This is a genomic window from Catenulispora sp. EB89 (assembly GCF_041261445.1).
Classification (GTDB): Bacteria; Actinomycetota; Actinomycetes; order Streptomycetales; family Catenulisporaceae; genus Catenulispora.
The window spans coordinates 202,898-218,430 of sequence record NZ_JBGCCU010000008.1; the positions used below are offsets into that span (position 1 = coordinate 202,898).

At 70.4% G+C, this 15,533-nt stretch carries 16 protein-coding genes; 8 read left to right on the forward strand and 8 right to left on the reverse strand.

Annotation, left to right across the window (positions count from 1 at the left end):
* Positions 1-74: 74 nt before the first annotated feature.
* Positions 75-1,376 carry a sensor histidine kinase gene (locus ABH920_RS19400; RefSeq protein ID WP_370350438.1) on the forward strand — a complete coding sequence of 434 codons (1,302 nt, stop codon included), beginning with the start codon at positions 75-77 and terminating at the stop codon, positions 1,374-1,376.
* Positions 1,364-2,008 carry a response regulator gene (locus ABH920_RS19405; RefSeq protein WP_370350439.1) on the forward strand — a complete coding sequence of 215 codons (645 nt, stop codon included), beginning with the start codon at positions 1,364-1,366 and terminating at the stop codon, positions 2,006-2,008. Before ABH920_RS19400 ends, ABH920_RS19405 begins: the two co-directional genes overlap by 13 nt.
* A 261-nt stretch (positions 2,009-2,269) precedes the next feature.
* On the opposite strand, the gene ABH920_RS19410 is transcribed toward ABH920_RS19405, so the two are convergent.
* The 4 genes from ABH920_RS19410 to ABH920_RS19425 form a co-directional block, all read right to left on the reverse strand.
* The gene (locus ABH920_RS19410) at positions 2,270-3,238 is read right to left on the reverse strand and encodes an RNA polymerase sigma-70 factor (RefSeq protein WP_370350440.1); all 969 of its coding nucleotides are present in this window, start codon (positions 3,236-3,238) and stop codon (positions 2,270-2,272) included.
* Positions 3,235-4,149, reverse strand: a complete 915-nt coding sequence (locus ABH920_RS19415; protein ID WP_370350441.1) for an NAD-dependent epimerase/dehydratase family protein — start codon at positions 4,147-4,149, stop codon at positions 3,235-3,237. Before ABH920_RS19415 ends, ABH920_RS19410 begins: the two co-directional genes overlap by 4 nt.
* A gap of 133 nt (positions 4,150-4,282) precedes the next feature.
* The gene (locus ABH920_RS19420) at positions 4,283-4,825 is read right to left on the reverse strand and encodes an NUDIX domain-containing protein (RefSeq protein ID WP_370350442.1); all 543 of its coding nucleotides are present in this window, start codon (positions 4,823-4,825) and stop codon (positions 4,283-4,285) included.
* Between the two features lie 25 nt (positions 4,826-4,850).
* Positions 4,851-5,477, reverse strand: coding sequence for a TetR/AcrR family transcriptional regulator (locus ABH920_RS19425; RefSeq protein WP_370350443.1), 627 nt, complete (start codon positions 5,475-5,477; stop codon positions 4,851-4,853).
* A gap of 213 nt (positions 5,478-5,690) precedes the next feature.
* On the opposite strand from ABH920_RS19425, the gene ABH920_RS19430 reads away from it, so the two are divergent.
* From ABH920_RS19430 to ABH920_RS19445, 4 genes are all read left to right on the forward strand, one after another.
* Positions 5,691-6,602 carry a helix-turn-helix transcriptional regulator gene (locus ABH920_RS19430; RefSeq protein WP_370350444.1) on the forward strand — a complete coding sequence of 304 codons (912 nt, stop codon included), beginning with the start codon at positions 5,691-5,693 and terminating at the stop codon, positions 6,600-6,602.
* A gap of 120 nt (positions 6,603-6,722) precedes the next feature.
* Complete coding sequence (locus ABH920_RS19435; protein ID WP_370350445.1) at positions 6,723-7,151, forward strand: organic hydroperoxide resistance protein; 429 nt, start codon at positions 6,723-6,725, stop codon at positions 7,149-7,151.
* Between the two features lie 142 nt (positions 7,152-7,293).
* A complete protein-coding gene (locus tag ABH920_RS19440) occupies positions 7,294-8,157 on the forward strand; it encodes an alpha/beta fold hydrolase (protein WP_370350446.1) in 864 nt (287 codons plus the stop codon).
* A gap of 35 nt (positions 8,158-8,192) precedes the next feature.
* Complete coding sequence (locus tag ABH920_RS19445; RefSeq protein WP_370350447.1) at positions 8,193-8,537, forward strand: alpha/beta hydrolase fold domain-containing protein; 345 nt, start codon at positions 8,193-8,195, stop codon at positions 8,535-8,537.
* A gap of 149 nt (positions 8,538-8,686) precedes the next feature.
* On the opposite strand, the gene ABH920_RS19450 is transcribed toward ABH920_RS19445, so the two are convergent.
* Positions 8,687-9,187: a hypothetical protein gene (locus ABH920_RS19450; protein ID WP_370350448.1), complete on the reverse strand. Its 501-nt coding sequence runs from the start codon at positions 9,185-9,187 to the stop codon at positions 8,687-8,689.
* 157 nt (positions 9,188-9,344) lie between these two features.
* On the opposite strand from ABH920_RS19450, the gene ABH920_RS19455 reads away from it, so the two are divergent.
* Positions 9,345-10,724: an MATE family efflux transporter gene (locus ABH920_RS19455; RefSeq protein WP_370350647.1), complete on the forward strand. Its 1,380-nt coding sequence runs from the start codon at positions 9,345-9,347 to the stop codon at positions 10,722-10,724.
* Positions 10,725-10,738: 14 nt separating this feature from the next.
* Here the strand turns inward: ABH920_RS19455 and ABH920_RS19460 are convergent, their stop codons facing one another.
* The gene (locus ABH920_RS19460; protein WP_370350449.1) at positions 10,739-11,032 is read right to left on the reverse strand and encodes a DUF4193 domain-containing protein; all 294 of its coding nucleotides are present in this window, start codon (positions 11,030-11,032) and stop codon (positions 10,739-10,741) included.
* Positions 11,033-11,224: 192 nt separating this feature from the next.
* A complete protein-coding gene (locus ABH920_RS19465) occupies positions 11,225-11,815 on the reverse strand; it encodes an RNA polymerase sigma factor (RefSeq protein WP_370350450.1) in 591 nt (196 codons plus the stop codon).
* Positions 11,816-12,261: 446 nt separating this feature from the next.
* Here ABH920_RS19465 and ABH920_RS19470 point away from each other — a divergent pair, with 446 nt between their 5' ends.
* Positions 12,262-12,750 (forward strand): beta-class carbonic anhydrase, encoded by a 489-nt coding sequence (locus ABH920_RS19470; protein WP_370350451.1) that lies wholly within the window; start codon positions 12,262-12,264, stop codon positions 12,748-12,750.
* Between the two features lie 17 nt (positions 12,751-12,767).
* On the opposite strand, the gene ABH920_RS19475 is transcribed toward ABH920_RS19470, so the two are convergent.
* Positions 12,768-15,404 (reverse strand): LuxR C-terminal-related transcriptional regulator, encoded by a 2,637-nt coding sequence (locus ABH920_RS19475; protein WP_370350452.1) that lies wholly within the window; start codon positions 15,402-15,404, stop codon positions 12,768-12,770.
* Positions 15,405-15,533 lie beyond the last annotated feature (129 nt).

Here is a 15,533-nt window from a genome sequence, read left to right on the forward strand (position 1 = left end):
CAGCGCGCCCACGGCCCCCGGCACCGCCGGTTGGTAAGGTGATCGCGATGTCGACGCAGAGGATTTGAGGAGCTGTGCGAACGCCCAGAGCTGCGGCGTTGCAGCGGCTCCGGCCCGAAGAGTGGATCGGGCAGATCCGCCGGATCGCGATCCGCTTCCCTCCGGCCGCCGCCTACATCCTGATCTGTTTGGGGACCGGGCTGGTCGGGCTGGCGCTGTGCTACCTGCTCATCGCGGTCTTCGTGCTCTGTCTGGTCGGCACGGGCTTCCTGCTGTTGCCCGGAAGCCTGCGGGTCCTGCGGCGGTTCGCGGAGTACCACCGGGGCCTGGTGGGCCGTCGGTTGGGCGCCGAGGTCCACACCCCGTACCGCGACCTGGCCCCCGGCTGGGCCACGCCCGGCAAGCCCTCGCTGCGCGACGCGGCGGTCCGCAAGGACCTGGTGTGGTTGCTGGCCCACAGCCTCGCCGGCACGGCGGTGTGTGTCGTGGCCCTGAGCGTGTGCGGCCATGCGGTCAACTGGCTCTCCGCGCCGGTGTGGTGGAAACTCGCGCCGAGCGAGCGCGACGCCGTCATCCTGGTGAACGTCGACTCGTGGCCCAAAGCCGCCTTCGCGGCGGCCGTCGGCATCGGCTACGCCGTGGTGGCCATGGCGGTCATGCGGTTGCTCGCCGACGTGCACGCGCGCGCGTCGCGCCGGCTGCTGGTCGCCCGCCCCCGAGTGGCGCTCGCCCAACGCGTCCACGAACTGACCGTGAGCCGGGCCGAGGCACTCGACGCGCACGGCGCCGAGCTGCGCCGCATCGAGCGGGACCTGCACGACGGCGCCCAGGCCGACATCGTGGCCGTCTTCCTGCGCCTGGGCATGATCAAACGGGCCCTCAGCCGGCGGCCGGAGCAGGTCCCTGAACTGGTCGACACCGCCCAGCACCTCGCCGAACAAGCCCTGGAGTCCCTGCGGAACCTGGTGCGCGGCATCTACCCACCGGTCCTCGCCGACCGCGGGCTGACCGAAGCGGTCCGGGCGCTCGCCGCCCTCAGCGCCGTCCCCACCACGATCGACGTCGACGAGGCGGCCGACCCGCCGCCCCGCGCGCCGGCCGCGGCCGAGACCGCCGCCTACTTCGTGATCTCCGAGGCGCTCACCAACGTCGCCAAACACAGCGGCGCCACCGTCGCGCTGGTCCGGCTCCGGATCACCGACACCATGATCCGGATCCGGGTCGAGGACGACGGGAAGGGCGGCGCCGCCGAGGGCGCGGGAAGCGGGATCCTCGGACTCCGGCGGCGGGTCGCCGCGCTTGACGGGACCACCGAGCTGTCCAGCCCGCCCGGGGGGCCGACCGTACTGAGAGCGGAGATTCCATGCGGATCCTGATCGCCGAAGACAACGCCCTGCTCCGCGAGGGACTGGCTGCGCTGCTCGGCAGCGAGGGACACCACGTCGTCGCGGCCGTCGGCCACGGCGACGAACTGCTGCCGGCCCTGCTCGAACACCGGCCGGACGTCGCGGTCGTCGACGTCCGCCTGCCGCCGACGTTCCGCGACGAGGGGCTGCGGGCCGTGGTGGAGGCCCGCCGGCGGCTGCCCGACCTCCCGGTCCTGGTGCTCTCGCAGTACGTCGAACGCACCTACGCGACCGAGCTCCTCGCCCAGAACGCTTCCGGCGTCGGCTACCTGCTGAAGGACCGGGTCGGGCGCGCCGACGAGTTCCTGGAGGCGCTGGAGCGGGTGGCCGGCGGCGGCACGGCGATGGACCCGCAGGTCATCACCCAGCTGATGATCCGGCGGGCCGGCGACGATCCGCTGGCCGCGCTGACCCCGCGGGAGCGCGAGGTCCTGGCGCTGATGGCCGAGGGCCGCAACAACAGCACCATCGCTCAGCTGCTGTTCCTCGCCGAGAGCTCGGTGAACAAGCACATCGGAAGCATCTTCGCCAAGCTGGGCATGCCGACGCCCGAGAGCGGCAACCGGCGGGTGCTCGCCGTCCTGACCTACCTTCGGTCCTGAGCTTCGGCGAACGCGCCCGGCTCCCGTGCGGTGGTGCAGAAAACTGCACCGCTGAACGGGAGTCAGCACCGATGAAAGCTCCTGCGCCCCGACCCACGATGGAGGAGTCAAAGCAGCCTCACGTCAGGAGCGATCATGCCGGAGCAGACGGGTTGGAAGCCCGCGAAGGAAAAGCCGATGTGGCCCTGGATCGTCCTCGTGGTGGTCGTCGTGGGCGTGGCGATCAATGTGTTTCTGACGGTGTGAGGCGGCCGGCGGCGACTATTCGCTCCCGTATTCGCTCGCGTCGTTCTTCGCGCCGTTCTCAAGACGAGCCTGCTTGACCTCGCGGGCCAGGTTCCACGGGTCCGCGAGCGGGCCCAGGTGGCCGAGCTTGTCGGGGTTGAGCACCGAGCGGATCATCTGGATCCGGCCGTCGAGCACGTCGAGGACCAGCGTGCCGGCCACGTTGCCGTCCCGGTCGCGCAGGATCGCGCCCGGCTGGCCGTTCACCTGGTGCGGTTCCACGTGGGCGATGCGGGAGATCGTCGGGAAGACGCCGGCGAGCAGCCGGGCCACGTTGTCGGCGCCGATCACGCTGCGGGCCAGTGCGGGCGCCTTGCCGCCGGCGTCGCCGACCATCTGGACGTCCGCGGCCAGCAGTTCCCGGAGCCCGCCGACGTCGCCGTCCCGCAGGGCGTCGAAGAACCGTGCGGACAGTTCCGCACGCTCCTTCTGGTCCGCTTCGAAGCGGGGGCGGCCCAGGTCCATGTGCCGGCGGGCCCGCACCGCGAGCTGACGGCACGCCGCCTCCGAGCGCCCGACGGAGTTCGCGATCTCGGGGAAGCCGAACCCGAACACCTCCCGCAGCACGAACACCGCCCGCTCCAGCGGGGACAGCCGCTCCAGTAGCAGCAAGGCCGCCATCGACACCGAGTCCGCCAGCTCCGCCGAACGCTCCGGGTCCTGATACGGGTCGGACAGCAGCGGCTCGGGGAACCAGGGCCCCACGTAGGTCTCCCGCCGCACCCGGGCCGAACGCAGCACGTCGATCGAGGCCCGCGTGACCAGAGCGGACAGGAACGCCTTCGTCGAGGTGGGCACCGTCGCCGAGGCCATGTAGCGCAGCCAGGTGTCCTGGACCGTGTCCTCGGCCTCGGTCACACTGCCCAGGATCCGGTAGGCGATGGAGAACAGCAGCGGCCGAAGCTCCTGGAACTCCTCGGCCCGCGTCGTGGCGGACGTGCTCATGCCAACTCCTTCTGGAATCCCAGTCGCCACGACGGATACCGCAGCTGCCAGCCCAGTTCCCGCTTCGCCTTGGCGTTGGAGAAGCCGCGCCCCTCGACCATCATCCCCACTGCCATCTCCCCGGCCACCAGCCGGGCCAGCCACGCCGGCAGCCGCCGCGGCGGCTTGGCCCCCACGCACTGCGCGAGGTACGGCAGCCACTCGCGCATGGGGGCCGGCTCGTCGTCGACGATGTTGAACACGCCGGTCGCCCGCTGCTCCACCGCCAGCACGGTCGCGGCGGCGGCGTCGTCCAGATGCACCCACGACGAGTATCCGGTCCCGCCGCCGATGATCGGGAGCAGCCGCTTACGGACCAACGCGACCTGCTCGTCGTTGGCTCCCGGCCCGTAGAACCCGCCGTAGCGCAGGACGGCGCCGCCGGCCTCGACGACCACTTCCTCCAAGTGGACCAGCGCTTTCGTCCCCTCGGTCACCTCCAGCGGATCGTCCTCGGTCTTGACCCACCCACCCTGCCGGATCCCGTTGAAACTGCCGTGGCTCTGCGCCACGACGTGACCCACCCCCACCGCCTCGGCCGCAGCGAGCAGATGGTCCATCCCCTCGGTCCGCAGCCGGTTGGTGACAGCGAAGAACCGATCGGCCTTGCGCGGATTGAGCTTTCCGGCGTGCGCCTGGGACAGCCCGGTCATCTGGTTCACGATCACGTCCGGCCGCGCCGTGGCCACCGCCTGGCCGACCGACGCCGCGTCCAAACCGTCCATCACGACCCCCTCCACGCCCAGCCGCGTCAGCAACTCCAGCTTCGCCGCACTGGTCGTGGTCGCCGTCACCTGATGACCACCGGCCACCAACCGCGGCAGCAGCCGCTGACCCAGCACCCCGGTACCGCCCGCCACGAACACTCGCATGATGTGACCCTCCTGGTCTCGACCCTCTCTCCCCACCGGAGTCGAGATGGCGGGGCCGCCAGTGACATCCGCGACGGAGGAGTGGAATGCGATCTGGGTCACATCCGGGTACGGCTGCACAAGACGATGGCCGTTAAGCAAGCGTCGCCAAGAAGAACCCGACGGCGGTGAGGCTCGGCCCGTCGACGATCTGGCCGCCGCGCAGCAGTTCCCGCACCTCGCCAGGCGTGAACCAGGCCACCTTCTCAGCCTCGTCCGCGTCGGGTTCGTTGCCGCCGCGCACGATGTCGGTGCCATGGAACACGGTGTAGGTCATGGTGCTGATGCCGCTGAGCGGATGGTATTCCGTGATCGGCGTCAGTTCCCGGGCGATGTAGCCGGTCTCCTCGGTGATCTCCCGGCCCACAGCCTCGGCGAGATCTTCGCCGGGCTCGGCCCAGCCGGCGGGGATCTCCCAGCCGGACGCGTCGGTGATGTGGCGGTGCCGCCACAGCAGCAGCAGACGCTGGTCCGCGTCGGTGACGATTGCTCCGACCGAGGGCTTCGGGAACTCGATGACGTGATGCGCGACCCGGGTGCCGGAAGGCAGTTCCACGTCGTCCACCCGCACATTGACCCAGGGGCTTTCGTAGACGGCACGGCTGCCGTGCACGGTCCATCGCATGCTCGTACTCATACCTTCCTGGTCCGGCCGCGGCCGCCTACGCGCCGGCGATCGCGACTCGCGTGAGCGTCGTCGCCGTGCGCACGATGCTGGCGACGGCGTCCTCCGGACTCAAACCGCTGAGATCCATCAACGAGAACAGTGCCTCGGCTCCCATCACGACCGACAGGTCGGCTTTGAGCTGGGCCAATGCCGCCTCGTCGACGGCGGCGGAGTCGGCGAGAGGCTGAAGTGCCTCGGTGATGAGCCCGAAGCGCAGGCCTGGCCGCTGTGAGGTGGTGTCCGGCTTGACGATGGTCGCGGCGATCATCGCGCGGACCGCGCCCTGGCGCGCTAGGACGTGCCGGGCCAGGTACTCGGCGGCGGCTGCGATGCGCTCGACGGGGTCGGTGGAGTCCGCGACGGGGGCCAGGGCGTCGGCCGGTTCGGGGAGGGTGTCGGCCATCGCCTCGGCCAGCAGGCTGGCCAGGTCGGGGAAGTAGCGGTAGGCGGTGGCCTCCGAGACGAGCGCGGCCTTGGCGACCTCCGGCATCGTCACCTCGCCGCCGGAGTCCATCAGCTTCGCGGCGGCGGCGACGATCGCGGCGTGCGTGCGCCGCTTCTGGTTGACGCGACCGGTGGTCTGCGACGACGGTACGGCTTGCGCGCCCTGCGGGATGGCCATCGGTGTCCTTCCGTGCCGAGATCGGCGAGTCGGCTCCCATTATAAGAGCTAGCTTGCATGATAGCGATAGCCGCGGCTGGTTTCCGCCCGACGACCGGGCCGGGCGACCGGGCCCGACGACTGGGCCGGGCGCAGTCGGCAAGTCCGGCCCCGGCCTGGCTACTACTGCCAGGGACACGCTGACCGAGGACGCCCCGGCCGATACTTGGCTCCATGAACGCCAATCCAGGCACCGGATCGCCGCTGGGGGAGTTCCTCACGACGAGGCGGTCCATGCTGACGCCGGCCGCCGCCGGACTCCCGGACTACGGGGACCGGCGGCGCGTCCCCGGACTCCGGCGCGAAGAAGTGGCGCAGCTGGCCGGAGTGAGCGTCGCCTACTACATCCGGCTGGAGCAAGGCGCGTCGCTCAACGCCTCGCCGCAGGTGCTCGACGCGCTGGCCCAGGCCCTCAGCCTCGACGAGACCGAACGCCGCCACCTGCACACCCTGTCCGGCGAGGGACGGCAGCGGGCCCGCCGACGCCGGCTCCCGGCCGAGAGCGTCACCGCGGCGGCGCGGCAGCTGATGGACGCGTTCGGCGAAGCCCCGGCGATCCTGCTCGGCCGCCGCTCGGACGTCCTGGCCTGGAACCGGTGCGGGCACGCGCTGTTCGCAGGGCACTTGGATCCGGCGAGCCCGAGCCGCTCCGCCACGCGACCCAACACCGCGAGGCTGGTCTTCCTCGACCCCCATACCCGCGAGCTCTACGGCACGGACTGGCCGAGGAAGGCCAGGGACGCCGTCGGCAAGCTCAGGGCCGCGGTCGGCGAGTACCCCGACGATCCGCACCTGGCGTCCCTGATCGGCGAGCTGACCATGGGCAGCCCGGAGTTCGCCGGCCTGTGGGCCGAGCACCGGGTCCGCGCCTGGGACCTCGCCGAGTACGCGATGAACCACCCGCTGGTCGGGACCATGCGGGTGCTTCAGCACTCGATGACGGTCCCAGCGATGACAGGTGTGCGGCTCGTCGTGGTCACGGCGCCCCCCGAGTCGTCCTCACAGGCCGCGCTGCAACTTCTCACGCACTTCGCTCACTCCGATGTCGCAGTCCCGGAAGGCGCCACAGCCGGTATCGAGCACTGACCAGCTAGGCCCCAATCACGGCCCAACCACGGCCCGGTTACAGCCCAGGCTCGGCGCACTGTGCGCCGCGCCGCGATCAAACACGCCCGAAAACCTTCAAAAACAAGGAGAACTCCGCTCATGTCCACCTCCACGCTCTACACCACCGAAGCCCTCTCGACCGGCGACGGCCGCAACGGCCGGGTCCGCACCGCCGACGACGTCTTCGAAGCCGATCTGGCCGTCCCGAAGGAGATGGGCGGCCCCGGCGGCGACAAGACCAACCCGGAGCAGCTGTTCGCCGCCGGCTACGCGGCCTGCTTCCACAACGGCCTGCGCCTGATCGCGGCCGGCCAGAAGACGCCGGTGACCGGCTCGACCGTGACCGCCGAGGTCAGCCTGCTGGCGCTCGACGGCGGACGCTTCAGCCTCGCGGTCGGGCTCACGGCGCACCTTCCCGGCCTGGACCAGGCGACCGCCGACCAGCTGATGCACGACACGCACCAGGTGTGTCCGTACTCCAACTCCACCCGCGGCAACGTCGAGGTGACATTGACCGCGATCGCCTGACCTGCTGTTCCGTCTCGGTCGAGCTCGGTCCGGCGGCTTCGTGAGAGTTGACTTGCACAAAGGATAAGAGCACTCTATATTCATGGGAGTTAGCTCTCACGAAGCAAAACCGCCACCTGAACACCCAAAGGGGAACGCGCACATGACTGCCTCGACCACGACTTCAACGACCTCCACGACTTCGACGGCTGCCACCGCGACCGGCCCCGCGTCCCGCACCGTCACCATCGCGACCGGCATGGGCATCACGATCAGCGAGTTCGGCACCAACACCGAGGGCAGCGCGGTGCTGTACCTGCACGGCGGCGCCGGCCCGCGCACCATGCTGGGCCTGGCCGGCGCGCTGGCCGAGCACGTCTACGGCATCGTGCCGACCCACCCCGGCTTCGACGGCACGCCGCGCCCGGACCGCTTCGACACCATCGCCGACCTCGCCGACGCCTACCTGGACCTGCTCGACGAGCTCGACCTGACCGGCGTCATGGTCATCGGCTCCTCCATCGGCGGCTGGATCGCCTCGGAGATGGCGCTGCGCGACAACCGCGGGCGGATAGGCGCGCTGGTGCTGCTCAACGCGGTCGGTATCAAGGCGTTCGGCGACGAGCAGGTCACCGACGTCCGCACCCTCGCCCCGCCGCAGATCAGTGAGCTGTCGTTCGTCAACCCGGCCCTGCGCCCCGACTTCGCCTCCTTCACCGACGAGCAGAAGGCGATCGGCGCCGCCAACCAGCAGACCATGGCGGTCTATTGCGGCAAGGAGTTCACGCACGACCCCAAGCTGCGCCGCCGCCTGCACCGCATCACTATCCCGGCGCTGGTCGTCTGGGGCGAGCAGGACGGCATCGCGCCGCTGGGCTACGGCCGCGACTTCGCCACCGCCTTCGGCAACGGCCACTTCGCACCGATCGCCGACGCCGGACACTTCCCGCAGATCGAGCAGATCGGCGCGACGCTCGGCGCCATCGGGGACTTCGTCGACACGGTGGTCAAGCCCGACGAGGCCTGAGACAGACCGTCTTCTCCTCGAAAGGACCTCCTTCCATGACCAGCGAACAGCTCCCGGACGACGTGACCGCCGCCGCCGGCGAACTCGGTGGCGTGCCGGTGGTGACCGTCGGGACGTCGGCGAGTGATCCGTCAACGAGCGATCCGTCGGCCGTCCTGTTCTACCTGCACGGCGGCGCCTACGCGATCGGCTCCGCGCCGGACTCGGTCGGCCTCGCCTCGGACGTGGCCCGGCGCGTCGGCGCCCGCGCGATCTCCGTCGACTACCGGCTCGCTCCCGAGCACCGGTTCCCGGCGGCGGCCTCCGAAGGTTCCGCACGTCTTCCAATCCTTCGCCGCGCTCCTCGACGAGGCGGACGCCGTGCTTGCTGCCGCCGGTGATCTACAGTCCGGTCTACAGCCAGCTGTTCTCGTAGGTCACAGAGTGGCGCAGTACTGACCGGCTCCGTGCGCCCCGCCCCAGCGTGCCAGGTGCTGGCCGTGGCGGCTGTTCCCAGTGCGTCTAAGGCTCTTGATTCAGCCGGTCGCCGTCAGCGGGCGAGTGCCGCCAAGGCCCCGGCCCGGGCGGCCTCGGTCATGGTGAACGGCAGGCCCTCCCGCACCACCGCGACCCTGCGGCCGCCGGCGACCGGGACGATGAGCACCGTCGCGTCCGCGACGCCTTCGGTGCCCTGGTCCCACCAGGCGTCGTCGGCGTCGAGGAGGTCGGACAGGATGTCGGGGAGGGTTTCCGGCGCGTCCAGCAGGGCGGCGGCCAGCTGCAGGGCCTTGGTCGGGACGTCGACGAGATCGTGCGGGTCGGCCGGGACCGCGGTGACCTGGGCGCCGCCGGCGTCGGTGACCGCCTCGACGAGGCGGAAGCGGCCGGTGTCCTCGGGCGTGCTGACGAAGAACTCGTCGACCGGTCCGCCCTGGTGGGTCTGGACGCTGAAGCCGAACACGTTGCCGCCGCAGGCCGCGATCGCCGCGGTGATCGCGGCCAGGCGGCCCGGCTCGTCTTCCAACGCCGCGCGAATTCGCCACAGAGCCATATGCTTGCCTCGTCCCGGAGAATCCCGCCGAGAGCCACGGCGGATGGACTCCGCGGTAGCCGGTCATCGGGAATGATCGCACGATCCGAATCACCTCCACCAGGAGAGGTAAGGGTTCCTATGCCCTGTCACACCTGACATAGTCCTTGGTGTGAACATGGAGGCCGCTCACCCCGCGCGCGACACCGAGAGCGCAGAACACCCCGAACAGCCCGAGGAACGCAACGCCGCGCACGTCACGGGCCGCCAGATCCTCGCTCTGGCGATACCCGCGCTCGGCGCGCTGGTCGCCGAGCCGCTGTTCGTGCTCGCCGACAGCGCGATCGTCGGCCACCTCGGGTCCGCGCAGCTCGCCGGTCTGGGCACCGCGGGCTCCGCCCTCAACACGCTTGTGGGCGTGTGCATCTTCCTCGCCTACAGCACCACCGCGCAGGTCTCCCGGCTGATCGGGGCGGGCCGGCGCGCCGAGGGGATGGCGCGCGGGGTCGACGCGATGTTCCTGGCGGCCGGGCTCGGGGTGCTGCTCGCGATCATCGGCGCGAGCTGCGCGGATCCGGTCGTGCGCTGGCTGGGGGCCGGGGCCCGGGCTGCCCCGTACGCGGCGACCTACCTGCGCTTCAGCTGCCTGGGACTGCCCGGGATGCTGGTGGTGCTCGCCGCGACCGGGCTGCTGCGCGGCCTGCACGACATGCGCACGCCGCTCGTGGTCGCCGGCGTCGCGGCCGCGGCGAACACGCTGGTCAACTGGATCCTGGTCTACCCGTGCGGGCTCGGGATCGCGGGTTCGGCGGCCGGGACCGCCTCCGTGCAGACCGCGATGGGCGTCGTGTACGTCTGCCTGGTGGTCAAGGCGTGTCGGGCGCACGGTGTCGTGGCACGGTTCAACGCGCGTGCGGTGCGCGCCTCGCTCTCGGCGAACGTCGCGCTGCTCACCCGCACCGTGTGGCTGCGCGTGTACGTCGTCGCGGCGGTGTGGGGCGCCGGACGGCTCGGCACGACGGCGCTCGCCGCGCACACCATCGCCGCCAACCTCTGGTCCGGCCTCGCCCTCGCCCTCGACGCCCTGGCCATTGCCGCGCAGGCGCTGGTCGGCCACGAGCTGGGCGCCGGACGCATCGAGGCGACCCGGCGGATGGTGACGCGGATGAACTGGTGGGGGCTCGGCTTCGGCGTGGTCACCGGCGTCGGCCTGGCCGCGCTCAGCCCCGTGCTCGCCGGGGTCTTCACCTCCGACCACGCCGTCGCGCACGCGCTGGTGCCGGTGCTGCTGATCGCCGCGGCCCTGCAGCCGGTCGCCGGGGTCGTGTTCGTACTCGACGGCATCCTGATCGGCGCGGGCGACGCCACCTTCCTGGCCTGGGCCTCGTTCGCCTGCACGCTCGTCTTCCTCGGCGCCCTCGCGCTCGTGGTCGCCGCGGGATGGGGGCTGACCTGGCTGTGGGTCGCCGTCGGGGTGTTCACGTTCGCCCGGCTGGCTGCCTTCTGGATCCGCTCCACGGGTAGCGCGTGGCTGCGGGTCGGCGCGCAGACCGGATAGAGCACGGAAGTCGCTCAAGCGCAGTTTTTGCAAATCCATTCGCGACGGGTATGCCGCGCCAGCAGGCTCCGGTTTTGAACCAGGAAACACCTGCTGCAGGTGAACTCGTTGCTTTGGAGCGGCACGACCTGAACGACCAGCTGCTCGTCCGAAAGGTCGGCTCCGGGCAGCTCCAGCGACTCGTTGTCGCTTTCCTCCAGCTCGGCCCCGCGTACGGCGGCTTTGGTGCGGGTGGCTTTCAGCTCCTCGATGCTGTCCTCGGCGAGGTCCTCGTCGGTCTTGCGCGGGGCGTCATAGTCCGTGGCCATAGTTCCTCCTAGATTTTGGCGTGCACCATTCCAGGAGCGTTGCACGACGGGATAATATTCCACCTATCCGCAATACTGCTAATTCCCTGCTGTCTCGTACGCAGAATTGTACACAAAACGCCGGTGCGTAATCCTGGCGCCAGGCCGGCCGCACGCGGTTTTCGGCATCGGATACATTCCCGGATATCGTGCTCACAGAGTTTTCGCGCAAGACGGGAGCCTGCCGCTGCGCAGGCCCTCCCTGACGCCGATGAGCGCGTCGCACAGCAGAGCCGCCGCGTCCTGCTTGGGCACCTCCAGCGCGCATGCCAACGTTCTGAGGGGCAGTCGGCCGTAGCAACTCAGCAGGATCGCGTCGCGCTGCCGTTCGGGCAGGGCCAGCAACGTCGGGTGTAGACGCTCGCTCTGGCGCTCGGAGGCCACCGGCGGCTTCAGGGGCGGCGGCTTCAGGGTCGGTGGCCGCGGGTCCGTAGCGGCGCGAATGGTTCGGTCGACCGCGATGCGCATCGCCCATGCTGTCGCCGCCTCCGGATCCGACGGGCACCTCGGAGCGGCGCGCCACACGGCTTCGAACGCCTGCACCGCTGCGGCTTCGGCACGGTCGCGATCGCAGGTCACCGCTGCGGCCATCGCCCAGATTCGCGGAGCGAGGACGCCGTAGACCGTGGCGAAGGCTTTGGTATCGCCTGCCGCGACCTTCTGGAGCAATTCTGCGAGCCGGCCCTCTTCCTTTCCCCGCGAGGTCGTGGCCGGCGGTGCTGCGCGGCTCGTGAGCAAGGACATCGCGATCTCCCTCGCGTGACCGCGCATCAGCAGCGAGGCCGGGGGAGGGGAGCGGCCTCAGCGGAGACGTAGCGGCGCCGTTTGAATGCGCCGGGGGCTGGGACGCTCGAGAACTACAAACCAGGCTACACCCGTCGATCACGACATAGCCGGTCATCCGGCGTGTCGGATGCGTGCGTCACTCCGATGCCGTGGCGCGTCGACCCCCCAGCGCTTACGCCACCTTCTCGCCATACCAGGCCGACGAACTATGAGCTCTTATACTGAAAAAACGAATCCCGGACTCGACGTCGCATCATCCGTTCGGCGAGGACTGGTATGGAACGCGAGCTGCTGGACGAATTCTGGCCCAGTCGGCGCATGTGGTGCTTCGACGAGATGTGTAGCCGGCCGCGCTCAGCGCGGCTCATCCGCCGGCTACCCCTCTCTCACCCAAGGAAGCACGCATGTCCGTCACCGATCAGTACCTGCTGAACAACGAGACCTACGCGGCCGGCTTCACCGGTCCGCTCCCGCTGCCGCCGTCCCGGCACGTGGCCGTCCTGGCCTGCATGGACGCCCGGCTCAACGTCTACGCGATCCTGGGCCTGGCCGACGGCGAGGCGCACGTCATCCGCAACGCCGGCGGCGTGGTCACCGACGACGAGATCCGCTCGCTGGCGATCAGCCAGCGGTTGCTGGGAACCCGCGAGATCATCCTGATCCACCACACCGACTGCGGCATGCTGACGTTCACCGACGACGCCTTCAAGCAGCAGATCCAGGAGGAGACCGGCATCAAGCCCGCGTGGTCCGCGGAGGCGTTCCCCGACCTGGAGGAGGACGTGCGCCAGTCTGTCAGGCGCATCCAGGCCAGCCCCTTCGTTCCGTACCCGGACTCGGTGCGCGGATTCGTCTTCGACGTCGCCACCGGACGTCTCAACGAAGTGAAGTAGGACGCCGCGCACATCGATCAGACCGCGCCGGCGGCGGGAGCGACCAAGCCGTGGGATCGGGCGAGGTCGACGGCCTCGGATCGGCTGTGGGCGCCGAGCTTTTCGTAGACGTGCCGGGTGTGGGTGCGGACGGTGTTGACCGACAGCAACAGTTCTGTGGCGATCTCCGGCGCGGACAGGTTGGTCGGCAGGTAACGCAGTACTCGCATCTCGCTGTCGCTGAGCGGCTCACGGATGCGTGCCGGGCCGATGGAGATCTTCGCCGTCGGCGTCGCCTCGTTGTCCTCCGCGAGTCGGAGGATCTCGCGAATCAGAGCCCTGTGCGCGGTGGCCTTCCCGGCGTGCCGCTTGAGCAGGCCCGACACGGGGTGCAGGAGGATCGGGAACAGGATCCGGTCGGGGGCCGCCGCGTCGAGGGCTTGCTCAAGCGCGCGGTGGGCCTCGTCGGGGAGATCGAGGGCGTCGCAGGCCACTGCTTGAAGGACGAACCCGGCGACCGTCCAGATCGGACGAGACTCCGGAGGTGCGTCGGCAGCACGGGAGGCCAGCAGGTCCCTCGCGCCGCGGGGATCGCCTTGGGCGAGTCGGATCGCGGCCTCGGCGGTCCGGATCGCGGCGCTCGCACGTTCGGCGGGCGCCATCTCGGCGAGCGCCTGCTCGACGCTCTCGGTATCGCCCGACCGGAGCAGCGCGTGAAGCATGCAGGCACGCATCATCGGGTGGAGGATGTGCGGCGTGACGAGCGTGCTCGAAAGCTGCCGGACTTCCTGGAACACGGCGAGTGCGGCGGCATGGTCGCCGCGTGCGAGGTCCAGGCTGGCGCGCACGTAGCGGAGGTTCACCGCGGCGACCGGGTTGACCTCGGGCCGCAGGCAGCGCTGGGCCTGATCGAGCGAGGACTCCGCCTCCGCCCAGCGGCCCTGGTGGAGGAGCGCGTCGGCGTGCACCGTCCAGGCGACGGCGGTGAGCGGCTTGTCGCTCCAGCCGTGCTCTCGCGCCAGCTCGATCGCCTGCCGGCTGCGTTCGGCGCCGGCCGTGTACGACCGGGTCACCGCGAGTTGGGCGTCGTAGGCGAGGCCGGCGAGTTCGAGATACGGCCTGCCGATCTGCCGCGCCAAGGCGATCCCCTGCTCCAGATGCCGGTTCGCACCTTCGAAGCCGAGTGCCGAGACCTGCGCGCCGCCCAGGTTGATCAGGGCCAGCGCGCGCAGCCCGTCGTCGACGTCCGGCCGTACCGCCTCCGTGTTCTCGACCGCCGCGAGCAGCCGCTCGACTTCCTCGGCCACCGTCGGGAGATCTCCGTGCCGCCGGGCGAGCCGCAGGCGCAGGATGATGCACATGATCTCGACGTGCCCGCGTCGCTCCGGGGAGACTGTTCCGGATCTCAGGTCGGCCAGGGCGAGCCACCGTCCCGCCTTCTGCAGCGAACCGTGCTCGAGGTCGGCGGCGGCCATCAGGGCGGCGAGTTCGGGGTCGGCGGCCGCGGCGTGTGCGGGGAAGCCGGCCAGGAGGTCCTGGATCGGGGCGGCCCGGCCGTCGAGGGAGAGCTCCGTCCAGTGGTCTGAGAGCAGGTGCGCGGCGTCGTCCCATCGCTGTGCCGCCTGGTTGTGCCGTACCGCCTCGACGGTGTATCCGTTCGCGGCGAACCAGCGGCCGGCGTCGGCGTGCAGGGCGGGCAGCTGCGCCGACTGGGTCCGCCGCAGCTCGTGCTGGAGCAGATCAGCGAACATGCGGTGGTACCGGAACCACGACCGTCGCGGATCCACGGCGAGCACGAACGCCCCGGCCTGCTCCAGGTCCAGCAGGATCCGCTCCCCGTCCGAGCTCGCGGTCAGCAGATCGGCGAGCTCGCCGTTCACCCGGTCCAGGATCGAGGTCCGCAGCAACAGTGTTCTGACTTGCTCCGGCTGCCGCTCCAGCACCTCCGCCAGCAGGTAGTCCGCCACAGTGCGTTCGCTGCCGGAGAACTCGGAGGCGAACTCGTCCGGGTCCGGACGGCCGGCCAGCGACAGCGCGGCCATTCGCAGCCCGGCTGCCCAGCCCTCGGTCCGCCGGTGCAGCAGACCGACGGCTTTCTCGGACAGCCGCACGCCTGCCGCCTCGAACAGCGCCGCGGTGTCTTCGAGCGTGAAATGCAGGTTCGAGGAGCGGACCTCGGTCAGTTCGCCGTCCAGCCGCAGCCGGTGCAGTCCGAGCCGGAGATCGTGCCGGGTGGCCAGCACGAACCGCAGCTCGGCGGGAGCCCGCAGGATCAGCAGTTGGAGCTGGCGCAGCGTCTCGGTTCCGGCCAGCTCGTGCAGGTCGTCGACGATCAGCCAGACGCGCTCGCGCAACGGGCCGAGGTCGGCGAGCACCTGCTCGACGACGGCCCAGCCGTCCAGATCGGGCGCCGGGTGCAGCGGCCGGACCAGCGCCGATCCGGCCTTGGTGGCGCGCAGGGCGTCGACCACCGTCAACCAGAACCGCTGAGGATCGTGGCCTGGTCCGGGTACGGACACGGACGCCGTGCGGTCGACCAGGCCCGAAGCCTGAACCCAGGACCGCAGCAGGGTCGTTTTGCCGCTGCCGGCGGGCGCCGACACCTCGGTGACCCGGCCCGCACGGCTCAGCTGATCGAACAGCGCGCCGCGGAAGACGATCCGGTCGGCGCTCATGGCCTCAAATGTACCGCCGGCGGATCACCCACTGCATCCGAACGGATCACCAAGAACGCGTGACGACAGCTCACCTGGTGACGCGACACGCTTTTCCTCGTCCGGCCCACGACAGACAGGAGCGGGTTC

What these genes read in the sequence shown, in the direction of transcription:
- ABH920_RS19420 (WP_370350442.1), bottom strand. Translation starts at nt 4,825, where the DNA reads ATGAGTACGAGCATGCGATGGACCGTGCACGGCAGCCGTGCCGTCTAC.
- ABH920_RS19455 (WP_370350647.1), top strand. Translation starts at nt 9,345, where the DNA reads ATGGAGGCCGCTCACCCCGCGCGCGACACCGAGAGCGCAGAACACCCC.
- ABH920_RS19430 (WP_370350444.1), top strand. Translation starts at nt 5,691, where the DNA reads ATGAACGCCAATCCAGGCACCGGATCGCCGCTGGGGGAGTTCCTCACG.
- ABH920_RS19450 (WP_370350448.1), bottom strand. Translation starts at nt 9,187, where the DNA reads ATGGCTCTGTGGCGAATTCGCGCGGCGTTGGAAGACGAGCCGGGCCGC.
- ABH920_RS19440 (WP_370350446.1), top strand. Translation starts at nt 7,294, where the DNA reads ATGACTGCCTCGACCACGACTTCAACGACCTCCACGACTTCGACGGCT.
- ABH920_RS19460 (WP_370350449.1), bottom strand. Translation starts at nt 11,032, where the DNA reads ATGGCCACGGACTATGACGCCCCGCGCAAGACCGACGAGGACCTCGCC.
- ABH920_RS19465 (WP_370350450.1), bottom strand. Translation starts at nt 11,815, where the DNA reads ATGTCCTTGCTCACGAGCCGCGCAGCACCGCCGGCCACGACCTCGCGG.
- ABH920_RS19410 (WP_370350440.1), bottom strand. Translation starts at nt 3,238, where the DNA reads ATGAGCACGTCCGCCACGACGCGGGCCGAGGAGTTCCAGGAGCTTCGG.
- ABH920_RS19405 (WP_370350439.1), top strand. Translation starts at nt 1,364, where the DNA reads ATGCGGATCCTGATCGCCGAAGACAACGCCCTGCTCCGCGAGGGACTG.
- ABH920_RS19425 (WP_370350443.1), bottom strand. Translation starts at nt 5,477, where the DNA reads ATGGCCATCCCGCAGGGCGCGCAAGCCGTACCGTCGTCGCAGACCACC.
- ABH920_RS19445 (WP_370350447.1), top strand. Translation starts at nt 8,193, where the DNA reads ATGACCAGCGAACAGCTCCCGGACGACGTGACCGCCGCCGCCGGCGAA.
- ABH920_RS19475 (WP_370350452.1), bottom strand. Translation starts at nt 15,404, where the DNA reads ATGAGCGCCGACCGGATCGTCTTCCGCGGCGCGCTGTTCGATCAGCTG.
- ABH920_RS19470 (WP_370350451.1), top strand. Translation starts at nt 12,262, where the DNA reads ATGTCCGTCACCGATCAGTACCTGCTGAACAACGAGACCTACGCGGCC.
- ABH920_RS19435 (WP_370350445.1), top strand. Translation starts at nt 6,723, where the DNA reads ATGTCCACCTCCACGCTCTACACCACCGAAGCCCTCTCGACCGGCGAC.
- ABH920_RS19415 (WP_370350441.1), bottom strand. Translation starts at nt 4,149, where the DNA reads ATGCGAGTGTTCGTGGCGGGCGGTACCGGGGTGCTGGGTCAGCGGCTG.